Below are 19,287 nucleotides of genomic sequence, written 5' to 3'. Positions count from 1 at the left end.
TTCCTGAAGCGGTAAATCCAATATAGTCGGGCGCATTCGTTTTTACTGATCCCGGGTTTCGTGGCTAACCTTCTCCCTCCTCACATCGCCGACAGAATCGTCGATCACGCGCGCTCGAACGGCTTGCCCAAGGGGGCGCACCTGGGGGCGCAAGCCCTGGCGGATCTGTTCAATGTCTCGCGCATCCCGGTGCGTGCCGCGCTCGTCCTGCTTGCCGAAGAAGGGCTGGTATTTTCCGAGCGCAATCGCGGCTTCTTCCTGGCGATGGAAGGTGCCGACCTGCCCGAGCGCAAGGGCCGCAGCCCGGAAACGACGACGCCCTGGGATGATCCGCTCTACTATCAGCTCGCCGAAGACTGGCTGAGCGGACGCCTGGGCGAGCGTGTCAGCGAGAACGAACTCATGCGGCATTACGCGGTGACGCGCCATCGCCTGCTCAAGGTGCTCCAGCGCGCCGCCGAGGATCTCTGGGTCGAGCGTCTACCCGGCCACGGCTGGCATTTCCTGGCGGTGATGGTGTCGCCGCAGGCTTACGAAGACGGCTATCGTTTTCGCCTCGTCATCGAACCGGCGGCCTTGCTGGAACCCAGCTTCCGCATCGACCCGGCGGCGCTGGCGAGCTTGAGCGAACAGCAGATTTCCCTGTTGAAGGGCGGCTTCCGGAAACTGTCGCAGACGGAATTGTTCTCTCTCAACTCACAGTTCCATGAGGTGCTGGTCGGCTTTTCGAATAATCCGTTTTTCATCGACGCGGTGAAGAAGATCGATCGCGTCCGCCGTCTGCTCGACTTCCGCAGCACTTACACGAGCAGCCGCGACCGTCTGCTCAAGCAATGCAGCGAGCATCTCGAGATCATCGACCTGCTCGAAAAAGGCGATAACAAGGGCGCGTCCGAATTCCTGCGCCAGCATATCCAGGGGGCGCTGGAATCGAAACGCACCCTGATTGCCAAGGCGCCGCCCGTCAATTAGAGCCTGTTTCGGCAGGGCTTGCCCCCTACCGAAATCGGCATTTAGCCGCGCGGCCGGAAGACGATGCAGACCGGGCTGCCCGTCCTCGCGGCGGTCCCGCAGGGCATGAGCTTTCCGCTCCGAGGATCGATGCGACAGGCGATGATTTCGTCGCTGTCCTCGTTCGCCACGAACAGGTGGCGCTCGTCCGGACTCAGGGTGATGAAGCGCGGTGTTCTCCCTTCGATGCGTTCGCAGTCGACGAAACTCAGGCGTCCGTTGCCCGGATCGACGCCATAAATGCTGACGCTGTCATAGCCCCGGTTGGAGGCGTAGAGGAAGCGGCAGTCCGAGGTGATGGTGATTTCCGATGCGCGGCTATTGACGACGCAACTGTCGGGTAGCGACGGCACCACCTGGAAGGGCGACAGCGCACCGGTCGTCGCATCGAACCGGCAGGCCGTGATCGTCGAATTTAGCTCGTTGACGATGTATGCAAATTGGTTGCTCGGGCTGAAGACGAGGTGGCGCGGGCCGGCGTTTTCCTGCGCCGGCGCGGTGGCGCCTTCGACGGCCACGAGCTTTTGCGCGTCGGTGTCGATGCGGAAGACGAAGGTCCGGTCGAGCCCTTTGTCGGGCACGGCGATGAAACGCTCGGCGCGGTCGAACAGGACCTGGTGCGGTTTCGGGAACGGCTGCTCGACGCGGTGCGGCCCGAGGGTGCCCGTCAGGCTCACCAGGTCGCACACCGGCCCAATCGACCCGTCCTCGCCAAGCGGCATCAGCGCCAGGGTCGAGGTGATGTGATTGGCGACGGTGATGAAGCGGTTGCCCGGATCGATGCACAGGTGCACCGGATTCTTGCCCTCGGTCGATGCCTGGTTGATCAGCGTCAGGCGGCCGGTCTGCGGGTCGATGCGGAAGGCGCTGATCTCGCTGCGGTCGCCATGCACCGCATAGAGCGCGCGCTGATGCCGATCGAATGCCAGGAACGAGGGGTTGACCAGGTCGTCGAGAACCTGGACGAGCGTCCAGGCCGTCTCGCCGGGCGTCACCGCATACACGCTCAGGCCGATGCCGCGCGCATTGCGCTCTTTCGTCGTACGGCTGCCGACGTAAGCGAAATAACTACCGGGTTTCATTTCCATGCCGCTTTCTCCTCTCTTCCGATGGTGGCGATGAAACCGCCATTGACACACGATGTGTTGACATTATTGCATTTCACTGTTTCAATATGCAATAAGTGCTTCGGAAATTCTTGTGTCGATCATCGCCGGGAGGGGAAATGCATAAAGCGGTCTTTTTTAGCGGGCAATCCGAAAAGGTTGCGGAAATTCTTGAACAATCAATGCCGGAAGGGTTCTGCCTGGAGGTGTGTCCGAGTTCGACGAGCGATGATGAGAAGATCGCGCGGATCGAGGAGGCGGAGTTTCTGATTCTTCATCCGGCTGATATTGATCGTAATGTTTTGCAAAATGCAAAAAAGCTTCGTCATATCCAGCTGCTGACTGCCGGCTATGACAAGGTCGATCTCGCCGCCGCCCGGGAACTCGGCATGACGGTGGCCACCAACGGCGGCACCAACGCCTGGGCGGTCGCCGAGCAGGCAATCGCCTTGTTGCTGTGCCTCTACCGGCGCTTGGTCCAATGCGACACGTCGGTGCGGGCGGGTACCTGGCGCAAACCGGTGAGCGGCACCAATACCTTCGAGGTGGCCGGCAAGACGATCGGCTTGCTCGGCGTCGGCAATATCGGCGGAAAGGTCGCCCAACGCCTGAAGGCCTTCGAAACCCGGATCATCTATTTCGACCGCTTCAAGAACACGGGCAATGATTTCGACGGCGAAAGCGTTTCGCTGGAAAGGCTCCTGCGCGAATCCGACGTGCTGTCGATCCACGTTCCGCTGACCGACGAGACGCGCGGCATGTTCGGCGCCGAACAGCTGGCGATGATGAAGCCGACGGCGGTGATCATCAACACGAGTCGCGCCGAAGTCTTCGACGAGGCCGCCTTGCTCGACGCGCTGCGCAGCCGGCGGATCGCCGGCGCCGGACTCGACGTCTTTCACCGCGAACCGCTGCGTGCCGACGACGGGCTGCTGGCCCTCGACAACGTCGTCCTGACGCCGCATACCGCGGGACATTCGTATGAGGCGTGGTTCCGTCGCGCCGATTTTGCCTGGCAGAACATCGAGCGCGTCGTGGCGGGCGAGGCGCCGCTGTCGCTCGCCCGATAAATCACCGCTGCGGCATGCCGCCGTTTCGAGGAGTCGTTTTCATGAGTCGTACCGCTGAACTCCGGAGTTCCGGAAAGTCCTACCGCATCATCGACCTGCCGGCGGAGACCGGCCAGGCACTCGCCGGCCTGCCATGGATTCTGCGCATCCTGTTCGAGAACGTCCTGCGCAAATGCGCTGACGAGGCCGCCATCCTGCGCACCAAGGCGGCGCTGGTCGATTGGTTGAAGGCCGGCACGAGCGAGGAAGAGATCGAGTTTTACCCGACGCGCGTATTGATGCACGACACCACCTGCGGCCCGGCGCTGGCGGATATCGCCGCGATGCGCAGCGTGCTGGCCGAGGAGGGCGGCGATCCGGCATTGCTCAATCCGGTCCTGCCGGTCGATGTGTCGACCGACCATTCGCTGCCGGTCGATTTTTTCGCGACGCCCGATGCGATGCAGCAGAACATGGCGGCCGAGATGCGGCGCAATGCCGAGCGTTACCGCTTCGCCAAGTGGGCGTCGACGACGCTCAAGGGCCTGCGCGTGCATCCGCCCGGCACCGGCATCATGCACACGATCAATCTCGAACGCCTGGCGACGGTCGTCTCCGCCAGGGAGATCGACGGACAATGCTGGGCGTATCCCGATACGCTGATCGGCACCGACAGCCACACGCCGATGATCAATGGCATCGGCGTGCTGGCCTGGGGCGTCGGCGGCCTCGAAGCGGAAAGCGTCATCTTCGATATGCCGGTGATGTTACGCATTCCCGATATCGTCGGCGTCCGGCTCAGCGGCAGGCTTCCCGAGGGAACGACGGCGACCGACCTGGCCTTGCTGGTGACGCAGCGTCTGCGTCAGAGCGATCTCTCCGGCAAGTTCGTCGAGTTCTACGGCCCCGGTGTCAGCACCTTGTCGGCCGGTGCCCGCGCCTGCATCGCCAATATGGCTCCCGAATATGGCGCGTCGAGCGGCTATTTCCCGGTCGATGACAATACGCTGGCCTATCTGCGCGCCACCGGTCGCACGCCGGAACAGATCGCGCTGGTCGGCGATTATGCCAAGCGCCAGCAACTGTGGTTCGATCCGCTTGCCACCCCGCGTTACAGCGATCACGTCGAAATCGATCTGGATGCCGTCGTTCCCGGCATCGCCGGGCCGCGTCGCCCGCAGGACCGCATTCCCCTGGGCGATACCGCCAGCGCCTTGCGGCGCGCCGGCAAGCGCGACACGCTGCGCCATTTCGATGCGCAGACGCCGCCCGATGGCGCCGTCGCCATTGCCGCGATCACGAGCTGCACCAATACCTCCGATCCGGAACTGCTGCTCGCCGCCGGTCTGCTCGCCCGCAAGGCGCATGCGGCCGGGCTCAAGCCGCCGCACTGGGTCAAGACCTCGATGGCGCCGGGATCGCCGTCGGCCTATCGTTATCTTTCTCGCAGCGGCCTGCTGCCCGAACTCGAAGCCGTCGGATTCGGCATCGTCGGCTACGGCTGCACTACCTGTATCGGCAACTCGGGCGCGCTGACGCCGCCGGTCATTGATGCCGTCAATCGGCATGGCATCGTTCCGGTGGTGGTGCTCTCCGGCAATCGCAACTTTCCCGGGCGGGTGCATCCCGACCTCGATGCCGGCTTCATTACCTCGCCGCCGCTGGTGATCGCCTATGCGCTCGCCGGCGATGTGAATCGCGACATCCGGACCGAGCCGCTCGGCCTCGGCCGCGATGGGCAAGCAGTGTATCTCGCGGACATCTGGCCAAGCAGCGCCGAGATACAGGACGCGCTGGCCAGGGCCATCGATCCTGCCGATATCGCGATTGCCTATGACGCGGCCGAGGCCAGCCCGGCCTGGCAGGCGCTCGATGCGCCCGGCAGCACGGTCTTCCCGTGGGACCCGGCATCGACCTACATCCGCCGTCCGCCCTTCGCCAGCGCGCGCTTGCCGTCGCGTCTGGGCAACTACAGCGCGACCGTGTTGCTGGCGGTCGGCGACGATATGACGACCGACCATATCTCGCCGGTCGGCCAGATTCCGGCCGCGAGCGATGCCGGGCGTTACCTGATCGCGCAGGGCGACGATCCCGACGACCTGAACGTCTATGCTTCGCGCCGCGCCAACTGGGAGGCCATGGTGCGTGGCCTGTTCACCAACAAATCGGTGGTCAATCTGCTCGATCCGTCATTGCCGGCGGGGAAAACCCGCTATCAACCGACCGGCGAGAGCATGTCCTTGTTCGACGCGGCCCAACGCTACGAAAAGGATGGCAGCTCGGTGGTCATTGTTGCCGGCGAACGCTACGGCATGGGCTCGTCGCGCGACTGGGCGGCCAAGGGGGCCGGACTGCTCAATGCGCGGGCGATTCTCGCCGTCGGTTTTGAACGCATCCACCGCTCCAATCTGATTGGCATGGGCGTGCTGCCGGTGAAGCTGCCGGCCGGGGTGACGCCGGCCAGCCTCGCGCTCGGCTTTGACGATAGCATCGAGGTGGCGGCGCCGGCGGAGAACTTCGTGCCGCGCATGACGATTCCGGTGCGCATCGTGCGCAAGGACGGTTCGGTCAGCACTTTCGCCGGCACGGCGGCGGTCGAAACCTCGCTCGAAGTGGCGCAATTGCGCGCCGGCGGAATCATTCCTTACATCCTTCAGCGGGTCATGGCGCGCTGAAACTCATAACGATTCACGGGAAGGAGTCTTTGATGGAAAAAGGGTCGCACAAGTATGCCTCGATGTGGCGTGGCGGGCGTCTGTGGGTTATGTCGATGCTATTCACGGCGTCGTTGATCAACTATATCGACCGCGTCAGCATGTCGGTCGCGGCGCCGGCGGTCAGCAAGGAGTTCGGCTGGGATCCGGCGACCATGGGCCTGGTGCTTTCCGGCTTCATGTGGACCTATGCGCTGGCCCTGGTGCCGATGGGCTATCTGACCGATCGCTGGGGCGCCAAGAAACTCAATACCTTTGCCCTGTCTTTCTGGTCTTTGGCGGCGATGGCGACCGGCGGCGCGTTCAATCTCGTCAGCATGATGGCATCGCGTCTGGCGCTCGGCGCCGGCGAGGCCGCCACCATGCCATCGAACAGCAAGGTGGTCCGCCAGTGGTTCACCATCCATGAGCGCGGCTTCGCCACCGCCCTGGCGCGTTCCGGCGCCGAGGCGGGGCCGGCGATCGGCATGCCGATCATCGCCTGGCTGCTGGCCGAGTATGGCTGGCGCATGTCGTTCGTCATCACCGGGGCAATCGGCTTCATCTGGCTGTTCTTCTGGATCCGCTTCTTCAACAACGATCCGCAAAAGTGTTCCTGGTTGTCCGACGAGGAACGCCAGTACATCAAGGAAAACACCGATGCACCCAAGGAAGCCGAGAAGCCGGTCGATCTCGGCCTGATCGGGCGGTTGCTGAAAACGCGGACGATGTGGGGCCTCCTGCTGTCGCAGGGCTGCATCATGTACACCCAGTACCTGATCCTGACCTGGCTGCCGACTTACCTGATGAATGTCCGTGGCATGGCGCTGATGAAGGCGAGCCTGTTCAGTTCGTTCGCCTTCGTGACGGCGTGGGTGCTGGGGATCGCCGTGGGGGCGATCAGCGACAAACTGCTGACGCCGGAAAAAGTGATGCAGGGGCAGCGGCGCAGGATGGTGGTGATCTTCATGTGCCTCGCCAGCATCTTCGTGTTCACCTCCTTCGTCGAGGGCGCCGTGGCGATCTTCGTCATCATCACGCTGGTCAAGACCTTCCTGTCCTCGACCATCGGCCTGAATATGACGCTGACCAACGATCTCGTCGCCAATCCGAAACATGCCGGCACCGCCTTCGGCCTGCTCCTGCTCGGTGGCAACCTGTTCGGCGCCTTCGCTCCGGTGGTGACCGGTTACCTCGTCAAGTCGACGGGCAACTACGAGAGCGCCTTCCTGCTCGCCGGACTGCTGATCATCATCGGCGCCGCCATCTCGTTCTTCATGGCAAGAAAGCCGATCGTCGTCGACTAGCGCGCTTCGCCGAGCGCCGTCGGCCTCGGCGGCGCACGCTTCCCGTACGAGTTTTCGTGCAATGAAGTTCAGAGTGAAATGTCGCCTGCGAATGAAAACTTGTCGCGCCGCGTCGTACGATTCGACTGCCATCGACGAATATGAAAAGGGGAAGCGATGAGTTTCATCAAGACGGAGCAAAGAGGCTACACGGGTGTCATAACGCTCGACCACAGCGAGAAACGCAACGCATTGAGCGAAGCGCTCGTCCATGAGTTGGTCGAGGCGCTTGAGACCTTCCAGAAACAGAATGTCCGGGCCGTCATCCTGCGCGCCCGGCCAGGCGTCAAGGTCTGGTCGGCGGGGCACGACGTCAGCGAGCTGCCGGGCCGCGGCCGCGACCCGCTGGGCTGGAACGATCCGCTGCGCATCCTGATCCGCACGATCCAGGAATGCCCGATGCCGGTGATCGGCATGATCGAGGGCAGCGTCTGGGGCGGTGCTTGCGAAGTCGCGATGGCCTGCGACATCCTTGTCATCACGCCCGAGGTGACGTTCGCCATCACCCCGGCCAAGCTCGGCGTGCCCTATAACATCGGCGGCCTGCTGACGCTGCTCAACATGATCCCGCTGCCGATCATGAAGGAAATGCTCTTCACCGCCGAGCCCCTGTCCTCGGACCAGGCCTTCAACCTCGGCATCGTCAACTACATCAAGCCGGCCGGCGACATCGAGGATTTTGTCCTTGGCATGGCGGAGCGTATCGCGACGAACTCGCCGCTCAGCATCGGCGTTATGAAAGATGCATTGCGCCTGCTGTCGAGCGCGCATTCGGTCACGCCCGAATTGTTCGAACGCATCCAGGGCATGCGCCGGATCGTTTATGACAGCGAGGATTATCAGGAAGGCGTGCGCGCTTTCCGGGAAAAGCGTCGCCCGAGTTTCCCCGGCAAGTAACGAAGGCTTTTGCGCGCTGCTGGGCATCCGGTCTGTTTTTCGACCGGCAGTGGGTCGTCTGCGAAGGGCGCAGGCGCCCCATTTTTTTGACCTCTGCCCGGCAGAAACAGGACTGGCGCTGATGCTCGACACGCTCGAACGGTTCTGAAGCCGGCTGTCCGGTTTCTTGCCGGACGGCGTTCTCCAGGCATCCACGCACCTGCCTCATACGTGTTCGTACGTATGCCATATGGATGCAACTATTGCTATGCCCGGAAGACAAAGTCCAGGACGGCGCCGATGCGCGCCAAAGTCGAACGGTTCTGGAACCCGTGATTCCGGTTTTTCCTCGTGGGTCGTTCTCTCCTTATCACTGCACGTGCGTCACACGGACTTCGTTTGACGGCCATTCAAAGTACGCATCCGAAGAGGGTGCATTTTTCGGGTCCGGCAGATCGTTCTTGCCGACCAGGGGGCTGAGCAGATGGGGAAAAAAATTCTGACCGTTGATGACTCTCCATCGATCCGGCAACTGGTCGGTTTCGTTCTCAACGGGGCGGGGTATTCGGTCGAGGAAACGCCCGATGGCGCGGCCGGCTTCGCCAAGGCGCAAGCAAGCGCCTTCGATCTGATTCTGACCGATCAGAACATGCCGAACATGGACGGGCTGACGATGATCAAGCGTCTGCGGGCCACGGCGTCTTACGCCAGAACGCCGATCCTGATTCTGACCACCGAGAGCAGTGACACGATGAAGGCCCGGGGCCGGGAAGCCGGTGCGACGGGGTGGCTGGTCAAGCCCTTCGAACCCGGCAAGCTGCTGGAGGTGGTCAAGAAGGTCATCGGCTGAGGAACGGCCCATGAGCTACGATCTCAGCCAGTTCGAAAAGGTCTTTTTCGAGGAAGCACGCGAGCATCTCGAGACAATGGAGCGTCTGCTGCTTTCCATTGATCTGGCCGCGCCCGACCCCGAAGATCTCAACGCAATTTTCCGCGCGGCCCATTCGATCAAGGGCGGCAGCGGGATATTCGGCTTCCCCGACATGGCCGGGGTGACGCATGTCCTGGAGTCGCTGCTGGATCGCGTGCGGCGCGGCGACAAGCCGTTGACGCCGGAAATCATCGACGCCTCCCTGAAAGCGGGCGACGTGCTGAATACGCAACTGGCCAATCACCGCAACGGAGTCGAAAGCGATCCGGGCGACGCGGCCCCGGTGATTGCAACGCTGACGCAGTTGATGGGCGCCGCCCTGCCCGTGCACGTGCCACTGCTGGCCTCTCCGACGCTGGGCGGCGTCGCCGACGCCATGACAAGAGCGGCGCCGGAATCGTCGGTACAGGGCTTCCGCATCGAGTACCGGGTGCCGCCGCCCTGTCCGGTGCCCTTCGATGTTCTGCGTGCCGAACTCGAACGGCTCGGGCCTGTGTCCTCGCGGAGCGACGAGCGCGGTACCGAGCATATCGTCCTTCACACGGAGGCAACGCGCGAACTGGTCGAGAGCATTCTGGCCTTCGCCGCCGCGCCGGAGCAATACCGGATCGATCCGCTGACAAACGACGCGGACGGCGACGGAGATGGGCAGGAACGCCCGACGTCGGCCGTGCTCGAAGACGACAGCTTCGGCTTTTTCGTTGACCCCGAACCCCCCACGCCAAGCGCCGAAGACAGTGACGGCTTCGGCTTTTTCGTCGATGTCGAGGCGATCAAGGACGGCACCGACGCAGGCCTGGAAGATCAGGATGGCTACGGGCTGTTTGCCGATCCCCACGTCGCGCCGGTCGCTGCCACCATGCCGCCTGTCCCCGTGCCTGCCAGCGCCGCGGAAGCGCCCCGGAACGGTGGCGCCCAGAATACGTCGGCGGTCCTGCCGGATCATCCGATGCGTCGCGCCAGCGACCGTGAGGCCGAGACCTCGATCCGCGTCAGCGTGGAAAAGGTCGATCAGCTGATCAACCTGATCGGTGAGCTGGTGATCACCCACGCCATGCTGGCCCAGACGATATCGCGCTTCGATCCGGTGCTGCACGAAAACCTCTTCAACGGGATGGCCCAGCTCGAGCGCAACAGTCGCGACATGCAGGAAGCGGTGATGTCGATCCGCATGTTGCCGATCGGTTCGGTCTTCAGCCGCTTCCCCCGCCTGGTCCGCGATCTCGCCGGCAAGCTTGGCAAGGAGGTCGAGCTCAAGCTTGTCGGTGAAAACACCGAACTGGACAAAGGTCTGATCGAGCGTCTCTCCGACCCGCTCAACCACCTCGTCCGCAACAGCCTGGATCATGGCATCGAGCGCCCCGAGGTGCGCCTGGCAGCAGGCAAGCCGGCCAAGGGAAGACTTTCCCTGCAGGCTTATCACCAGGGCGGCAACATCATCATCGAAGTGATCGACGACGGCGGCGGGCTCAATCGCGAACGCATCATTGCCAAGGCGCAACAAAAGGGCATTCCGGTCAATCCGGAGGCGCCCGATCAGGAGATCTGGCCGCTGATCTTCGCGCCGGGCTTCTCGACCGCGGCCGAAATCACCGATGTTTCCGGCCGCGGCGTCGGCATGGATGTCGTCAAGCGCAACATCGAAGGCATGGGTGGCCGCGTCGAAATCAGCTCGCAGCAAGGCTGCGGCACACGCATTTCGATTCGTCTGCCGCTGACGCTGGCGATTCTCGACGGCATGTCGATCGGCGTTGGCGACCAGGTCTTCATCCTCCCGCTCAACATGATTGTCGAATCGCTGCAGCCCAAGGCCGACGAAGTGTCGTCGGTCTCCGGGCAGAAGCGGGTGGTGCATGTGCGCGGCGAATATCTGCCGCTGGTGGCGCTGCACGGCGTGTTCCGCATCCCGGCGAAGACGGTCAATCCCTGCGAAGGCATCGTCGTGATTCTCGAGGTCGATGGCGGCCGTGTGGCCTTGCTGGTGGATGACCTGCTCGGCCAGCACCAGGTCGTCATCAAGAGCCTGGAAACCAACTATCGCAAAGTGCGTGGCATATCCGGCGCCACCATCATGGGCGACGGGCGGGTGGCGCTGATCGTCGACGTCGTCGCGCTGATCCATTTGAGTCGCAGCTAGGCGGTTTCGCCTTTTCGTAAGGAGTCCATGGTGAACATGATGGAAGAAAGCAACCGCGTCCTGGCAGATGCGACGACGGCGGCCGATGGGGCGGCTCAATACCTGACCTTTACCCTCGGCACCGAGGAGTATGCCGTCGATATCCTCAAGGTCCAGGAGATTCGCGGCTATGACGCTGTCACTGCGATTGCCAACGCGCCGGTCTTTATCAAAGGCGTGATCAATCTGCGCGGGGTGATCGTGCCGATTGTCGATATGCGCATCAAGTTCAACGTCAGTGAAGTGAATTACAACCAGTTCACTGTCGTGATCATTCTCAATGTGATCAATCGTGTCGTCGGAATCGTTGTCGATGGGGTCTCCGACGTCATTACTCTGCCGGCCGAGCAGATGAAGCCGGCGCCCGAATTTGGCGCTGCCCTCGATACCCGCTACATCAAGGGTCTCGGCACCGTGGATCAGCGCATGATCATCCTCGTCGATATCGAAAAACTCATGAGCAGCCGGGACATGGAGCTCATGGACGAAGCACTGGCCTAGTAGCCGCCTTTCTTTTAGGAGAACCCAAAATGAGTCTGTCAAACATGAAAGTTGCTACCCGCTTGGGCTTGGGTTTCGGCTCCGTGCTGCTGCTGATGATCATCGTCTCGGTCTTCGCGCTCAAGAGCCTGAACGATATCGATCACATTACAACCGAGATCACTCAGGATCGCTATGTCAAGGTCAAGTATTCGAACGATGCCATTCGACTGACGCTGGACAATGGTCGGCAGGTGCGCAATCTCGTGCTCCTGAGTGGCGCCGCCGACATCGAGAAAACGATTGCCAGGATGGAGAGCAATCGCAAGGAAAATTCCGAGACGCTTGGCGCGCTGGGAAAAATCATCAATACGCCGAAGGGACAAGAGCTGTTCAAGGCGATAAGCGATACCCGGGCAAAACTCTCACCGAAATACGAGGAAGCCTATAAGCAGGCGCGCAGTGCCAACACCGCAGCCGAGAAGGCCCGCTTCGCCGAGTTCATCATCAAGGATTTCGCCGTCACCAATAACGAATTCGTCGAGGCGTTGATAAAAATGGCCTCGTTCCAGGAAAGCCTGATGGATAGCGCGACAAAACAGGCGAGCGAAACGTATGCGCGCTCTCTGGTGCTCGTCGTTTCCCTGGTGCTCGCCGCCATTGTCATCGGCGCTATTGTCGCGTGGCTCATCGTTCGTGAGCTGATGCGCAAATTGGGCGGCGAACCCGACTATGTGGCCGACGCCGTGCGCCGGGTGGCCGAGGGCGATCTCTCGCAGGTCCCGGTGGTCAAGGCCGGCGATAGCGACAGCTTGCTGGCCAAGATGAAGGCGATGCAAGGCGTGCTCATGCAGTTCATCGCCGACATGAATCACATGTCGGCCGAGCACGACAAAGGCGATATCGACGTCAAGATCGACGAGTCGAGATTCCAGGGCGATTTCCGCAAAATGGCCGAAGGTGTCAACACCATGGTTTTCGGGCACATCGCGGTCAAGAAAAAGGCCATGGCCTGCATCAAGGAATTTGGCGAAGGCAATCTCGACGCGCCGATCGAACAATTCCCTGGCAAGAAGAAATTCATCAACGACACGATCGAGCAGTTGCGCGCCAATTTGCGCCGTATCGTTGCTGAAATCGAGGAAATCACGACGGCCGCCAACCAGGGCGATTTCACGGTCAAACTCAGTCTCGATGGCAAGCAAGGCTTCCCGAGAACGCTCTCCGAACTGCTCAACCAACTTTCGGGGACTATCGACACGGCGTTCAAAGACATCATTGAAGTCGCCGATGCGCTGGCCAAGGGGAATCTGACCCGGACGATCGAAAAGCAATACCCGGGTTCTTTCGGCGATGTGCGCAACGGCATCAATACGACGGTCGACAATCTCAAGGAACTGGTCGCCCAGCTGAAAGCGTCGATCGATACGATCAACACCGCGTCGAAGGAGATTGCTGCCGGGAACTCCGATCTCTCGCAACGGACCGAAGAGCAGGCATCGAGCCTGGAAGAGACCGCGTCGAGCATCGAGGAACTGACCTCGACGGTCAAACTCAACGCCGAAAATGCCGCCAACGCCAACAAGCTGGCACGTGGTGCCTCGGAAATCGCCATCAAGGGCGGGACCGTTGTCGGTCACGTGGTCGAGACGATGAACGGCATCAACGAAGCCTCACGCAAGATCGTGGACATCATCTCGGTGATTGACGGCATTGCCTTCCAGACCAATATCCTGGCGCTCAACGCCGCCGTCGAGGCCGCGCGTGCCGGCGAGCAGGGGCGCGGCTTTGCCGTGGTGGCCGGAGAAGTCCGCAATCTGGCGCAGCGTTCAGCCGCGGCGGCCAAGGAAATCAAGTCGCTGATCAACGACTCGGTCGAGTGTGTCGACGATGGGACCAAGCAGGTCGAGGAAGCCGGACAAACCATGTCGGAAATCGTCTCCTCGGTCAAACGCGTCTCGGAAATCATCAGCGAAATATCGAATGCATCGATGGAGCAAAGTTCGGGCATCGAGCAGGTCAACCAGGCCATCAACCAGATGGATCAGGTCACGCAGCAGAATGCGGCACTGGTCGAAGAGGCTGCGGCGGCGGCTGAATCGCTGGAGAGTCAGGCACAGAATCTGGCCGAGGCGGTGGCGGTCTTCAAGATGGATCAGAGCGGCATCAGCGCGCCGATCGTTTCGGCGCGGAAGGCCGCGCCGCGTCACATACTGCAAGCCGTGGCGCCGAAGAAGCTGCCGCCCAGGCCGGCCCTGAAGTCGGTGCCAGCGTCGATGGGCAGCGCCGAAGCGTCGGCCGCCCATGAGGCCGACGACTGGAAAGAGTTTTAAGCTCGGAATGCTGCGCCATGGACGTCGTCGAGGACCTCTCCCCCCTGCTGCCGGAGTCGGCGTTTCTGCGGACACGTCAACTCCTGCATGCGTGGGGGGGCATATCGCTCAGCGACTCCAAGCGGTCGATGGTCGGCAACCGCCTGAAAAAGCGCTTGCGCTGCCTCGGGTTGAGTGACTTTGACGACTATCTCGATCTGGTCGAGCAGGATGAACCGGAACGTCAGAATTTCATCAATGCACTGACCACGAATCTCACCGCATTTTTTCGCGAGGAACATCATTTTGCCGTGCTCGCCGATTATCTGCGCGAACAGCCGGGCGGAAAAACGATCAACATCTGGTGCGCGGCTGCCTCTACCGGCGAGGAGCCGTATTCGATTGCCATGACCGCCGTTGAAGCGCTCGGCGAGCGCGCGGCGAGGCGCATCCGCATCGTCGCCAGCGACCTCGATACGGGGGTGTTGGCACACGCCGAGACCGGCGTCTACGGCATCGACCGGATCGAAAGGCTATCCCGCGACAGGCTGCGGCGTTTTTTCTTCCGTGGCACCGGAAAGTACGAAGGCAAGGTCAAGGTCAAGCCGGAACTGCGCGCAATGATCAGCTTCCGTCAGATCAATCTGTTGGGGGCGCAATGGCCGGTTCCGCAGCATGTCGATGTGCTTTTCTGCCGCAATGTCATGATCTATTTCAACAAGGAGACGCAGGCGAAAATCCTTGAGCGTTTTGTCCCCTTGCTGGCGCCGACCAGCCTGCTGATTGCCGGACATTCGGAAAGCTACAGTCACGTTTCCCACTTGTTCAGGCCGGTAGGGAGAACCATCTACCGCCTCGTCAATCCCCGGGGGCGGCAGTGAAACGCAAGCATGCCCATCACCGTAACCACCCTCCCGAGCCCAGGGCCTACCATGACTCGACCTTCGGTTGCGATGCCGTCAAGATAATGCCCAGCGAGTATTACGTGACGTCGAGAGAGATGGTGATTGTCACCGTGCTCGGGTCGTGCATTTCTGCGTGTATCCGGGACCCGGTTTCGGGCATTGGCGGCATGAACCATTTCATGCTTCCGGGGAAGGATGGGGACGATATCACCTCGGCGTCCGCCCGCTACGGCGGTTATGCCATGGAAATCCTGATCAATCAGATCCAGAAGCTCGGCGGCCGGCGAAGCAATCTCGAAGCCAAGCTGTTCGGCGGTGCGGTGGCGCTTCCGGGGCTGGCGACCCGCTCGGTCGGCGAAATGAACGCCGAGTTCGCCCTGCGCTACCCGATGCCGAGAACATTCCGGTGCTTGCGCACGATTTGCTGGGCTTCTACCCACGCAAGGTCTATTTTTTTCCGAAGAGCGGACGCGTCATGGTGCGGGTGCTGAAAACCATCCATAACAACACCATTCTTGAACGTGAGCGCGCGTATGAACAGCGCCTGCGACGCACGCCGATCGAAGGCGATGTGGAACTATTCTCATGAGAAAGAAAATAAGCGTTCTGGTTTTGGACGACTCGGCGCTCATCCGGCACGTGCTGACCGACATCATCAATCGACATCCGGACATGGAGGTGATCGGCACGGCACCCGATCCGCTCATCGCGCGCGAGATGATTCGCAATCTCAATCCAGACGTCCTGACGCTGGATGTCGAGATGCCGAAGATGGACGGGCTGGATTTTCTCGAACGCCTGATGCGTTTGCGCCCAATGCCGGTGCTCATGGTCTCGACGCTGACACAGGAAGGTTCGGATACGGCCTTGCGGGCGCTTGAGTTGGGCGCCATCGATTTTGTCGCCAAGCCCCGGACGAACGTCGGCGAGGGGCTGGAAGACTATGCAGAAGAAATCGCCGAGAAAATCCGTGCGGTGGCACGGGCGCAGATCTGGAACATCGCGTTCAGGCGTCCGCTTGGCGAAAAAGTGGTTCAGGACAGATATTCGGCCGACGTGATTCTGCCGGCCATCCCGAGAACCGTGAGCTTTACCACCGAGCCGATCATTTTTCTCGGCGCCTCGACCGGCGGCACCGAAGCCATCCGTGTTGTGCTCCAGGAACTTCCGCCATCGCTACCGGGAATTCTGATCACCCAGCATATGCCGCCGGGGTATACGCGTTCTTTCGCCCAGCGCCTCGACAAGCTGTGCCGGATCACCGTCAAGGAAGCCGAGCATGGAGAGCGCGTTCTTCCCGGGCATGCCTATATTGCCCCCGGGGGGCCGGCGCATATGCTGGCAAAGCGGGCTGGCACCGGTTACTTCATCGAGCTCAGCGAAGGGCCGCCGGTTAACCGCCATCGTCCTTCCGTCGACGTGCTGTTCCGGTCGGCCGCCAATCAAGCCGGCAAGAATGCGGTTGGCATCATCCTGACCGGCATGGGAAACGATGGAGCACAAGGAATGAAGGAAATGCACGAGGTCGGCGCCTTCACCATCGCCCAGAATGAAGAAACCTGCGTTGTCTATGGCATGCCCAAGGAGGCCGTCAGCAAGGGCGGGGTAGACGACGTCCTGCCGTTGGGCAGCATTGCCAAACGTGTCACAACGCTGTTCAGATCCCGGGGGCTTGGAGCACCGATTTCCTGATCGGGAGGCCTGTTTCCGGCGAAGAGGCGTTTCCGGAAACGCTCGCAGACGGTCATCTGTTTGTCATCGAGGCAGTGTTGTCTACCCGATGGACGCCGCCGCCCCGCTATTCATGCTGGAACTGCTCATAGACCGCCGTCGCGACCCGCGCCAGCGCGTCCTTCGGCACGCCGGCGGAAATCGCATAGCCGAACTTGCCGTCGATCCAGTAGAAGACATTGACCGCGCCTTCCTGCGCGAAGCGGAAGGCGGTGTCGCGGTTGTTCGTATTCTCCGTGCCGACATACAGCGTCAGGCGTTCGCCGCTGGCATCCTGGTACATGAATTGCGCCACCGGTCCGTTGTCGCCGGGCAACAGGCGCCCGCCGATCAGTTCATAGCCCAGCTTCGCCAGGCGCGGCGCGCGGATCGGTGCGCCAAGCCGCTTGGAAAGCCAGGTGATCAGTTGGTCCTCGTGCTCGGCGCTGATTTCGACCGGCCGCCGGATGTCGGGGCTGAACACGGCGTGGGCGATCGCCGCCTGGCGGGGGAATTGCGACAACTGCGCCAGGTGCACGGGCGGATGGTATAGGTCGTGAGCCAGCCAACCGCTCGCGCCGCTGACGAAAGCGATGGCCAGACCAGCGGCGAGGCGTTGCAGGAACCGCGGTGAACGGGCGCTGAAAATCGACCAAGGCTTCGCTCGCGCCGGTGGCAGCTCGCTGGCCAGCGCCGTCAGGCGATCCGGTAGCGGCTCATCGAGAACGGGGTCGAACAATCGCCGCAGATCATCCTTTTGCTTCCGCCAGGATTCGACGCGCAATCGCTCTTCCGGGTGCTCATCCAGCCATGTCGCCACTTCGGCGTGACGCGCAGCCGGCAGTTCGCCATCGACATAGGCGTGAAGATCGGAGGTCGGGACAGGGCTGGCAGTCATCGCACAATCTTAAGCTGAACAGGGGGTACGCGGTTTTCAAGGATCTGGCGCAGGCGTTCGCGCCCTCGGGCGAGGCGGGACATCACGGTGCCGAGTGGAATGTCCAGCGTCGCGGCGACTTCGGCATAACTCATGTCTTCGATCGCGACGAGCAGCACGACCGCGCGTTGTTCCTCCGGCAGCGCGGCGAGCGCTGCGCCGAGGTCCGAGACTTCGATACGGTCGGACTGGGTGGCGCGCACCGGCAGGTCGATGGCTTCGTCTTCAAATGACGCCATCGGCGGGGCAGGGCGCCGCATCTGGTCGATTCGCAGGTTGTGCATGATCGAGAACAGCCACGCGCGCAGATCGCTTCCCGCTTGCCATTGGGATAGTCGCGTCCAGGCGCGTTCGAGCGTGTCCTGGACGAGGTCGTCGGCCGCCTCGCGATTGCCGACCAGCGCGCGCGCATAACGGCGCAGACGCGGCAGTACGGCCAGGATCGCGAGGCTGTCCATGGGACTCAGGGTTTGGCGACACGCCAGGCGTTGTTGACGCCGTCACCGGTCCTGTCTCCCGGTTTCTGGTCCTTGATCCAGTAGTACAAGGGCTTGCCCTTGTAGGCCCACTGTTTCATGCCGTCGTCACGGACCACGACGCTGTAATCGCTGCCGGCCGATGCGCCTTCCGTGACGAACAAAGGCGGCCAGTTCGTCGCGCAGGGGCCGTTGCAGACGCTCTTGCCGCTGCCGGCACTGTCCTTGTCGAAGGTGTAGAGGGCCATGCCGTTATTGCCGGTGAGTATTCCGTCGGAAATCATTGCCGGTCCGGCCGGCTGCGTTCCATAGCCGCCGCATGCGGCCAGCAGCGAAGCGGATAACACCAGTGCTGCGCTTGTCTTGACGATGTTCATGTCGTTTCCTCCTGGGTGGGGTTTCGGGGACTGCGCCTTCATCCCCGTTAACGCACCCACGCGCCGGATTATTCCTGTTCCTTCGACATTTCTTTTGGTCGCAGAGTTGCCGTTGCCGCGCGGATCGGCGAACGAAAGCCGGGACCATCGGGGGTTCGGGGCCATCGCGATGGGGGCGGGAGAGCGCGTTGGAAGGCGCGTTGGAAGGCGCGTTGGAAAGCGCGTTGGAAAGCGCGTGGGTCGCCGGGCGCCGCATCCGGGGTTATGCTATCGGTTTCTGCTGGAACCCTGGCGCCTCCGCCGACCACCAATGCCCCATGACTTTTTCTCGACCGCTCAGATGTTTGGCCATGCCACGCTGATGCTGAGCATGGTGACTTTCTCCCGCAAGCACGACAAGCAATTCAAGCTGTGTCTGACGCTTCAGAACCTCTGTTATGCGACCCATCTGTTCCTGATGGGCAATCCGGCCGGCATGGCGGGGACCCTGCTGTCGGCCCTGCGCAATCTGGTGTCCTTGCGCACGCGCTCGATGTGGGCGGCGCTCGTGCTGGTGGCCGCCAACGTGATGCTCGGATTCTGGCTCGTCAAGGCGGTCTGGAACATCCTTCCCCTGGCGGCGACGGCGATCGCCACGGTCTCGATGTTTCGCCTGAGCGGTCTGCATCTCCGTTATGCGATGTTCGCTTGTACGCTGTTCTGGTTGATCAACAACCTCCTGACCGGGTCGATCAGCGGCACGATCATGGAAAGTGTCGTCGCAGTCATGAGCGCGATCACGATCTATCGTTTGCATCAGAGTGAAAAGAAGAGCCCGGCCGCGATGGATGCAACCTAAGGCCGGATGCGTTGTCTTTTGTCACTTGTTTCCGCATGACTATCGAATCCGAGAGGGAGAATTT

16 protein-coding genes and 2 pseudogenes are annotated in these 19,287 nt (G+C 61.8%); 14 read left to right on the top strand and 4 right to left on the bottom strand.

Going from position 1 to position 19,287, the window contains the following annotated elements:
* Positions 1–60: 60 nt before the first annotated feature.
* Positions 61–972, top strand: coding sequence for a GntR family transcriptional regulator (locus BLR25_RS15785; RefSeq protein WP_091938858.1), 912 nt, complete (start codon positions 61–63; stop codon positions 970–972).
* Positions 973–1,013: 41 nt separating this feature from the next.
* Here BLR25_RS15785 and BLR25_RS15780 read toward each other — a convergent pair whose 3' ends face one another.
* Positions 1,014–2,099 carry a lactonase family protein gene (locus BLR25_RS15780; protein WP_218122775.1) on the bottom strand — a complete coding sequence of 362 codons (1,086 nt, stop codon included), beginning with the start codon at positions 2,097–2,099 and terminating at the stop codon, positions 1,014–1,016.
* Positions 2,100–2,236: 137 nt separating this feature from the next.
* On the opposite strand from BLR25_RS15780, the gene BLR25_RS15775 reads away from it, so the two are divergent.
* The 12 genes and pseudogenes from BLR25_RS15775 (at position 2,237) to BLR25_RS15725 (ending at position 16,577) form a co-directional block, all read left to right on the top strand.
* Positions 2,237–3,187: a 2-hydroxyacid dehydrogenase gene (locus BLR25_RS15775; RefSeq protein WP_091938857.1), complete on the top strand. Its 951-nt coding sequence runs from the start codon at positions 2,237–2,239 to the stop codon at positions 3,185–3,187.
* 41 nt (positions 3,188–3,228) lie between these two features.
* Positions 3,229–5,841 carry an aconitate hydratase AcnA gene (acnA, locus tag BLR25_RS15770; protein ID WP_091938856.1) on the top strand — a complete coding sequence of 871 codons (2,613 nt, stop codon included), beginning with the start codon at positions 3,229–3,231 and terminating at the stop codon, positions 5,839–5,841.
* 32 nt (positions 5,842–5,873) lie between these two features.
* On the top strand, positions 5,874–7,166 hold the full coding sequence (locus BLR25_RS15765) for an MFS transporter (protein ID WP_091938855.1): 1,293 nt from the start codon (positions 5,874–5,876) through the stop codon (positions 7,164–7,166).
* 156 nt (positions 7,167–7,322) lie between these two features.
* Entirely contained in the window at positions 7,323–8,102 is a 780-nt protein-coding gene (gene scpB / locus BLR25_RS15760; protein WP_091938854.1) for a methylmalonyl-CoA decarboxylase, read from the top strand.
* Positions 8,103–8,565: 463 nt separating this feature from the next.
* Positions 8,566–8,931, top strand: coding sequence for a response regulator (locus tag BLR25_RS15755; RefSeq protein ID WP_091938853.1), 366 nt, complete (start codon positions 8,566–8,568; stop codon positions 8,929–8,931).
* Positions 8,932–8,941: 10 nt separating this feature from the next.
* The gene (locus BLR25_RS15750) at positions 8,942–11,149 is read left to right on the top strand and encodes a chemotaxis protein CheW (protein ID WP_091938852.1); all 2,208 of its coding nucleotides are present in this window, start codon (positions 8,942–8,944) and stop codon (positions 11,147–11,149) included.
* Between the two features lie 27 nt (positions 11,150–11,176).
* Positions 11,177–11,689 carry a chemotaxis protein CheW gene (locus tag BLR25_RS15745; protein WP_245715588.1) on the top strand — a complete coding sequence of 171 codons (513 nt, stop codon included), beginning with the start codon at positions 11,177–11,179 and terminating at the stop codon, positions 11,687–11,689.
* Positions 11,690–11,718: 29 nt separating this feature from the next.
* Positions 11,719–14,001, top strand: a complete 2,283-nt coding sequence (locus tag BLR25_RS21820) for a methyl-accepting chemotaxis protein (protein ID WP_091938851.1) — start codon at positions 11,719–11,721, stop codon at positions 13,999–14,001.
* A 17-nt stretch (positions 14,002–14,018) separates the two neighbouring features.
* Positions 14,019–14,861 carry a CheR family methyltransferase gene (locus BLR25_RS15735; RefSeq protein ID WP_091938850.1) on the top strand — a complete coding sequence of 281 codons (843 nt, stop codon included), beginning with the start codon at positions 14,019–14,021 and terminating at the stop codon, positions 14,859–14,861.
* Positions 14,862–14,947: 86 nt separating this feature from the next.
* Positions 14,948–15,250, top strand: a pseudogene (locus BLR25_RS22035) (chemoreceptor glutamine deamidase CheD); the annotation flags it as partial.
* Positions 15,251–15,264: 14 nt separating this feature from the next.
* Positions 15,265–15,474 (top strand): annotated as a pseudogene (locus BLR25_RS21995) (chemoreceptor glutamine deamidase CheD); the annotation flags it as partial.
* Positions 15,471–16,577 carry a protein-glutamate methylesterase/protein-glutamine glutaminase gene (locus BLR25_RS15725; protein WP_091938849.1) on the top strand — a complete coding sequence of 369 codons (1,107 nt, stop codon included), beginning with the start codon at positions 15,471–15,473 and terminating at the stop codon, positions 16,575–16,577. The pseudogene BLR25_RS21995 and the gene BLR25_RS15725, both read left to right, overlap by 4 nt.
* A 106-nt stretch (positions 16,578–16,683) precedes the next feature.
* Here BLR25_RS15725 and BLR25_RS15720 read toward each other — a convergent pair whose 3' ends face one another.
* The 3 genes from BLR25_RS15720 to BLR25_RS15710 are packed head-to-tail and all read right to left on the bottom strand — an operon-like array spanning position 16,684 to position 18,385.
* Positions 16,684–17,493 (bottom strand): anti-sigma factor family protein, encoded by an 810-nt coding sequence (locus BLR25_RS15720; RefSeq protein WP_091938848.1) that lies wholly within the window; start codon positions 17,491–17,493, stop codon positions 16,684–16,686.
* On the bottom strand, positions 17,490–17,990 hold the full coding sequence (locus BLR25_RS15715) for an RNA polymerase sigma factor (protein ID WP_091938847.1): 501 nt from the start codon (positions 17,988–17,990) through the stop codon (positions 17,490–17,492). The genes BLR25_RS15720 and BLR25_RS15715 overlap by 4 nt, the downstream gene beginning before the upstream one ends.
* Positions 17,991–17,995: 5 nt before the next feature.
* Complete coding sequence (locus tag BLR25_RS15710) at positions 17,996–18,385, bottom strand: COG4315 family predicted lipoprotein (protein ID WP_091938881.1); 390 nt, start codon at positions 18,383–18,385, stop codon at positions 17,996–17,998.
* A 310-nt stretch (positions 18,386–18,695) separates the two neighbouring features.
* Between BLR25_RS15710 and BLR25_RS21355 the strand changes: the two genes are divergently transcribed.
* The gene (locus BLR25_RS21355; RefSeq protein WP_176785934.1) at positions 18,696–19,223 is read left to right on the top strand and encodes a YgjV family protein; all 528 of its coding nucleotides are present in this window, start codon (positions 18,696–18,698) and stop codon (positions 19,221–19,223) included.
* Positions 19,224–19,287: the final 64 nt, after the last annotated feature.

The organism is Propionivibrio dicarboxylicus (genome assembly GCF_900099695.1).
In the GTDB taxonomy this organism is placed as follows: Bacteria; Pseudomonadota; Gammaproteobacteria; order Burkholderiales; family Rhodocyclaceae; genus Propionivibrio; species Propionivibrio dicarboxylicus.
The sequence above is the reverse complement of the archived record's forward strand: the minus strand, read 5'-3'. Positions and strand labels throughout refer to the sequence as shown.

Excerpts from the sequence above, each read along its gene's own strand:
- BLR25_RS15780 (WP_218122775.1), bottom strand. The coding sequence starts at position 2,099 with ATGGAAATGAAACCCGGTAGTTATTTCGCTTACGTCGGCAGCCGTACG.
- BLR25_RS15775 (WP_091938857.1), top strand. The coding sequence starts at position 2,237 with ATGCATAAAGCGGTCTTTTTTAGCGGGCAATCCGAAAAGGTTGCGGAA.
- acnA (WP_091938856.1), top strand. The coding sequence starts at position 3,229 with ATGAGTCGTACCGCTGAACTCCGGAGTTCCGGAAAGTCCTACCGCATC.
- BLR25_RS15765 (WP_091938855.1), top strand. The coding sequence starts at position 5,874 with ATGGAAAAAGGGTCGCACAAGTATGCCTCGATGTGGCGTGGCGGGCGT.
- scpB (WP_091938854.1), top strand. The coding sequence starts at position 7,323 with ATGAGTTTCATCAAGACGGAGCAAAGAGGCTACACGGGTGTCATAACG.
- BLR25_RS15755 (WP_091938853.1), top strand. The coding sequence starts at position 8,566 with ATGGGGAAAAAAATTCTGACCGTTGATGACTCTCCATCGATCCGGCAA.
- BLR25_RS15750 (WP_091938852.1), top strand. The coding sequence starts at position 8,942 with ATGAGCTACGATCTCAGCCAGTTCGAAAAGGTCTTTTTCGAGGAAGCA.
- BLR25_RS15745 (WP_245715588.1), top strand. The coding sequence starts at position 11,177 with ATGGTGAACATGATGGAAGAAAGCAACCGCGTCCTGGCAGATGCGACG.
- BLR25_RS21820 (WP_091938851.1), top strand. The coding sequence starts at position 11,719 with ATGAGTCTGTCAAACATGAAAGTTGCTACCCGCTTGGGCTTGGGTTTC.
- BLR25_RS15735 (WP_091938850.1), top strand. The coding sequence starts at position 14,019 with ATGGACGTCGTCGAGGACCTCTCCCCCCTGCTGCCGGAGTCGGCGTTT.
- BLR25_RS15725 (WP_091938849.1), top strand. The coding sequence starts at position 15,471 with ATGAGAAAGAAAATAAGCGTTCTGGTTTTGGACGACTCGGCGCTCATC.
- BLR25_RS15720 (WP_091938848.1), bottom strand. The coding sequence starts at position 17,493 with ATGACTGCCAGCCCTGTCCCGACCTCCGATCTTCACGCCTATGTCGAT.
- BLR25_RS15715 (WP_091938847.1), bottom strand. The coding sequence starts at position 17,990 with ATGGACAGCCTCGCGATCCTGGCCGTACTGCCGCGTCTGCGCCGTTAT.
- BLR25_RS15710 (WP_091938881.1), bottom strand. The coding sequence starts at position 18,385 with ATGAACATCGTCAAGACAAGCGCAGCACTGGTGTTATCCGCTTCGCTG.
- BLR25_RS21355 (WP_176785934.1), top strand. The coding sequence starts at position 18,696 with ATGCCCCATGACTTTTTCTCGACCGCTCAGATGTTTGGCCATGCCACG.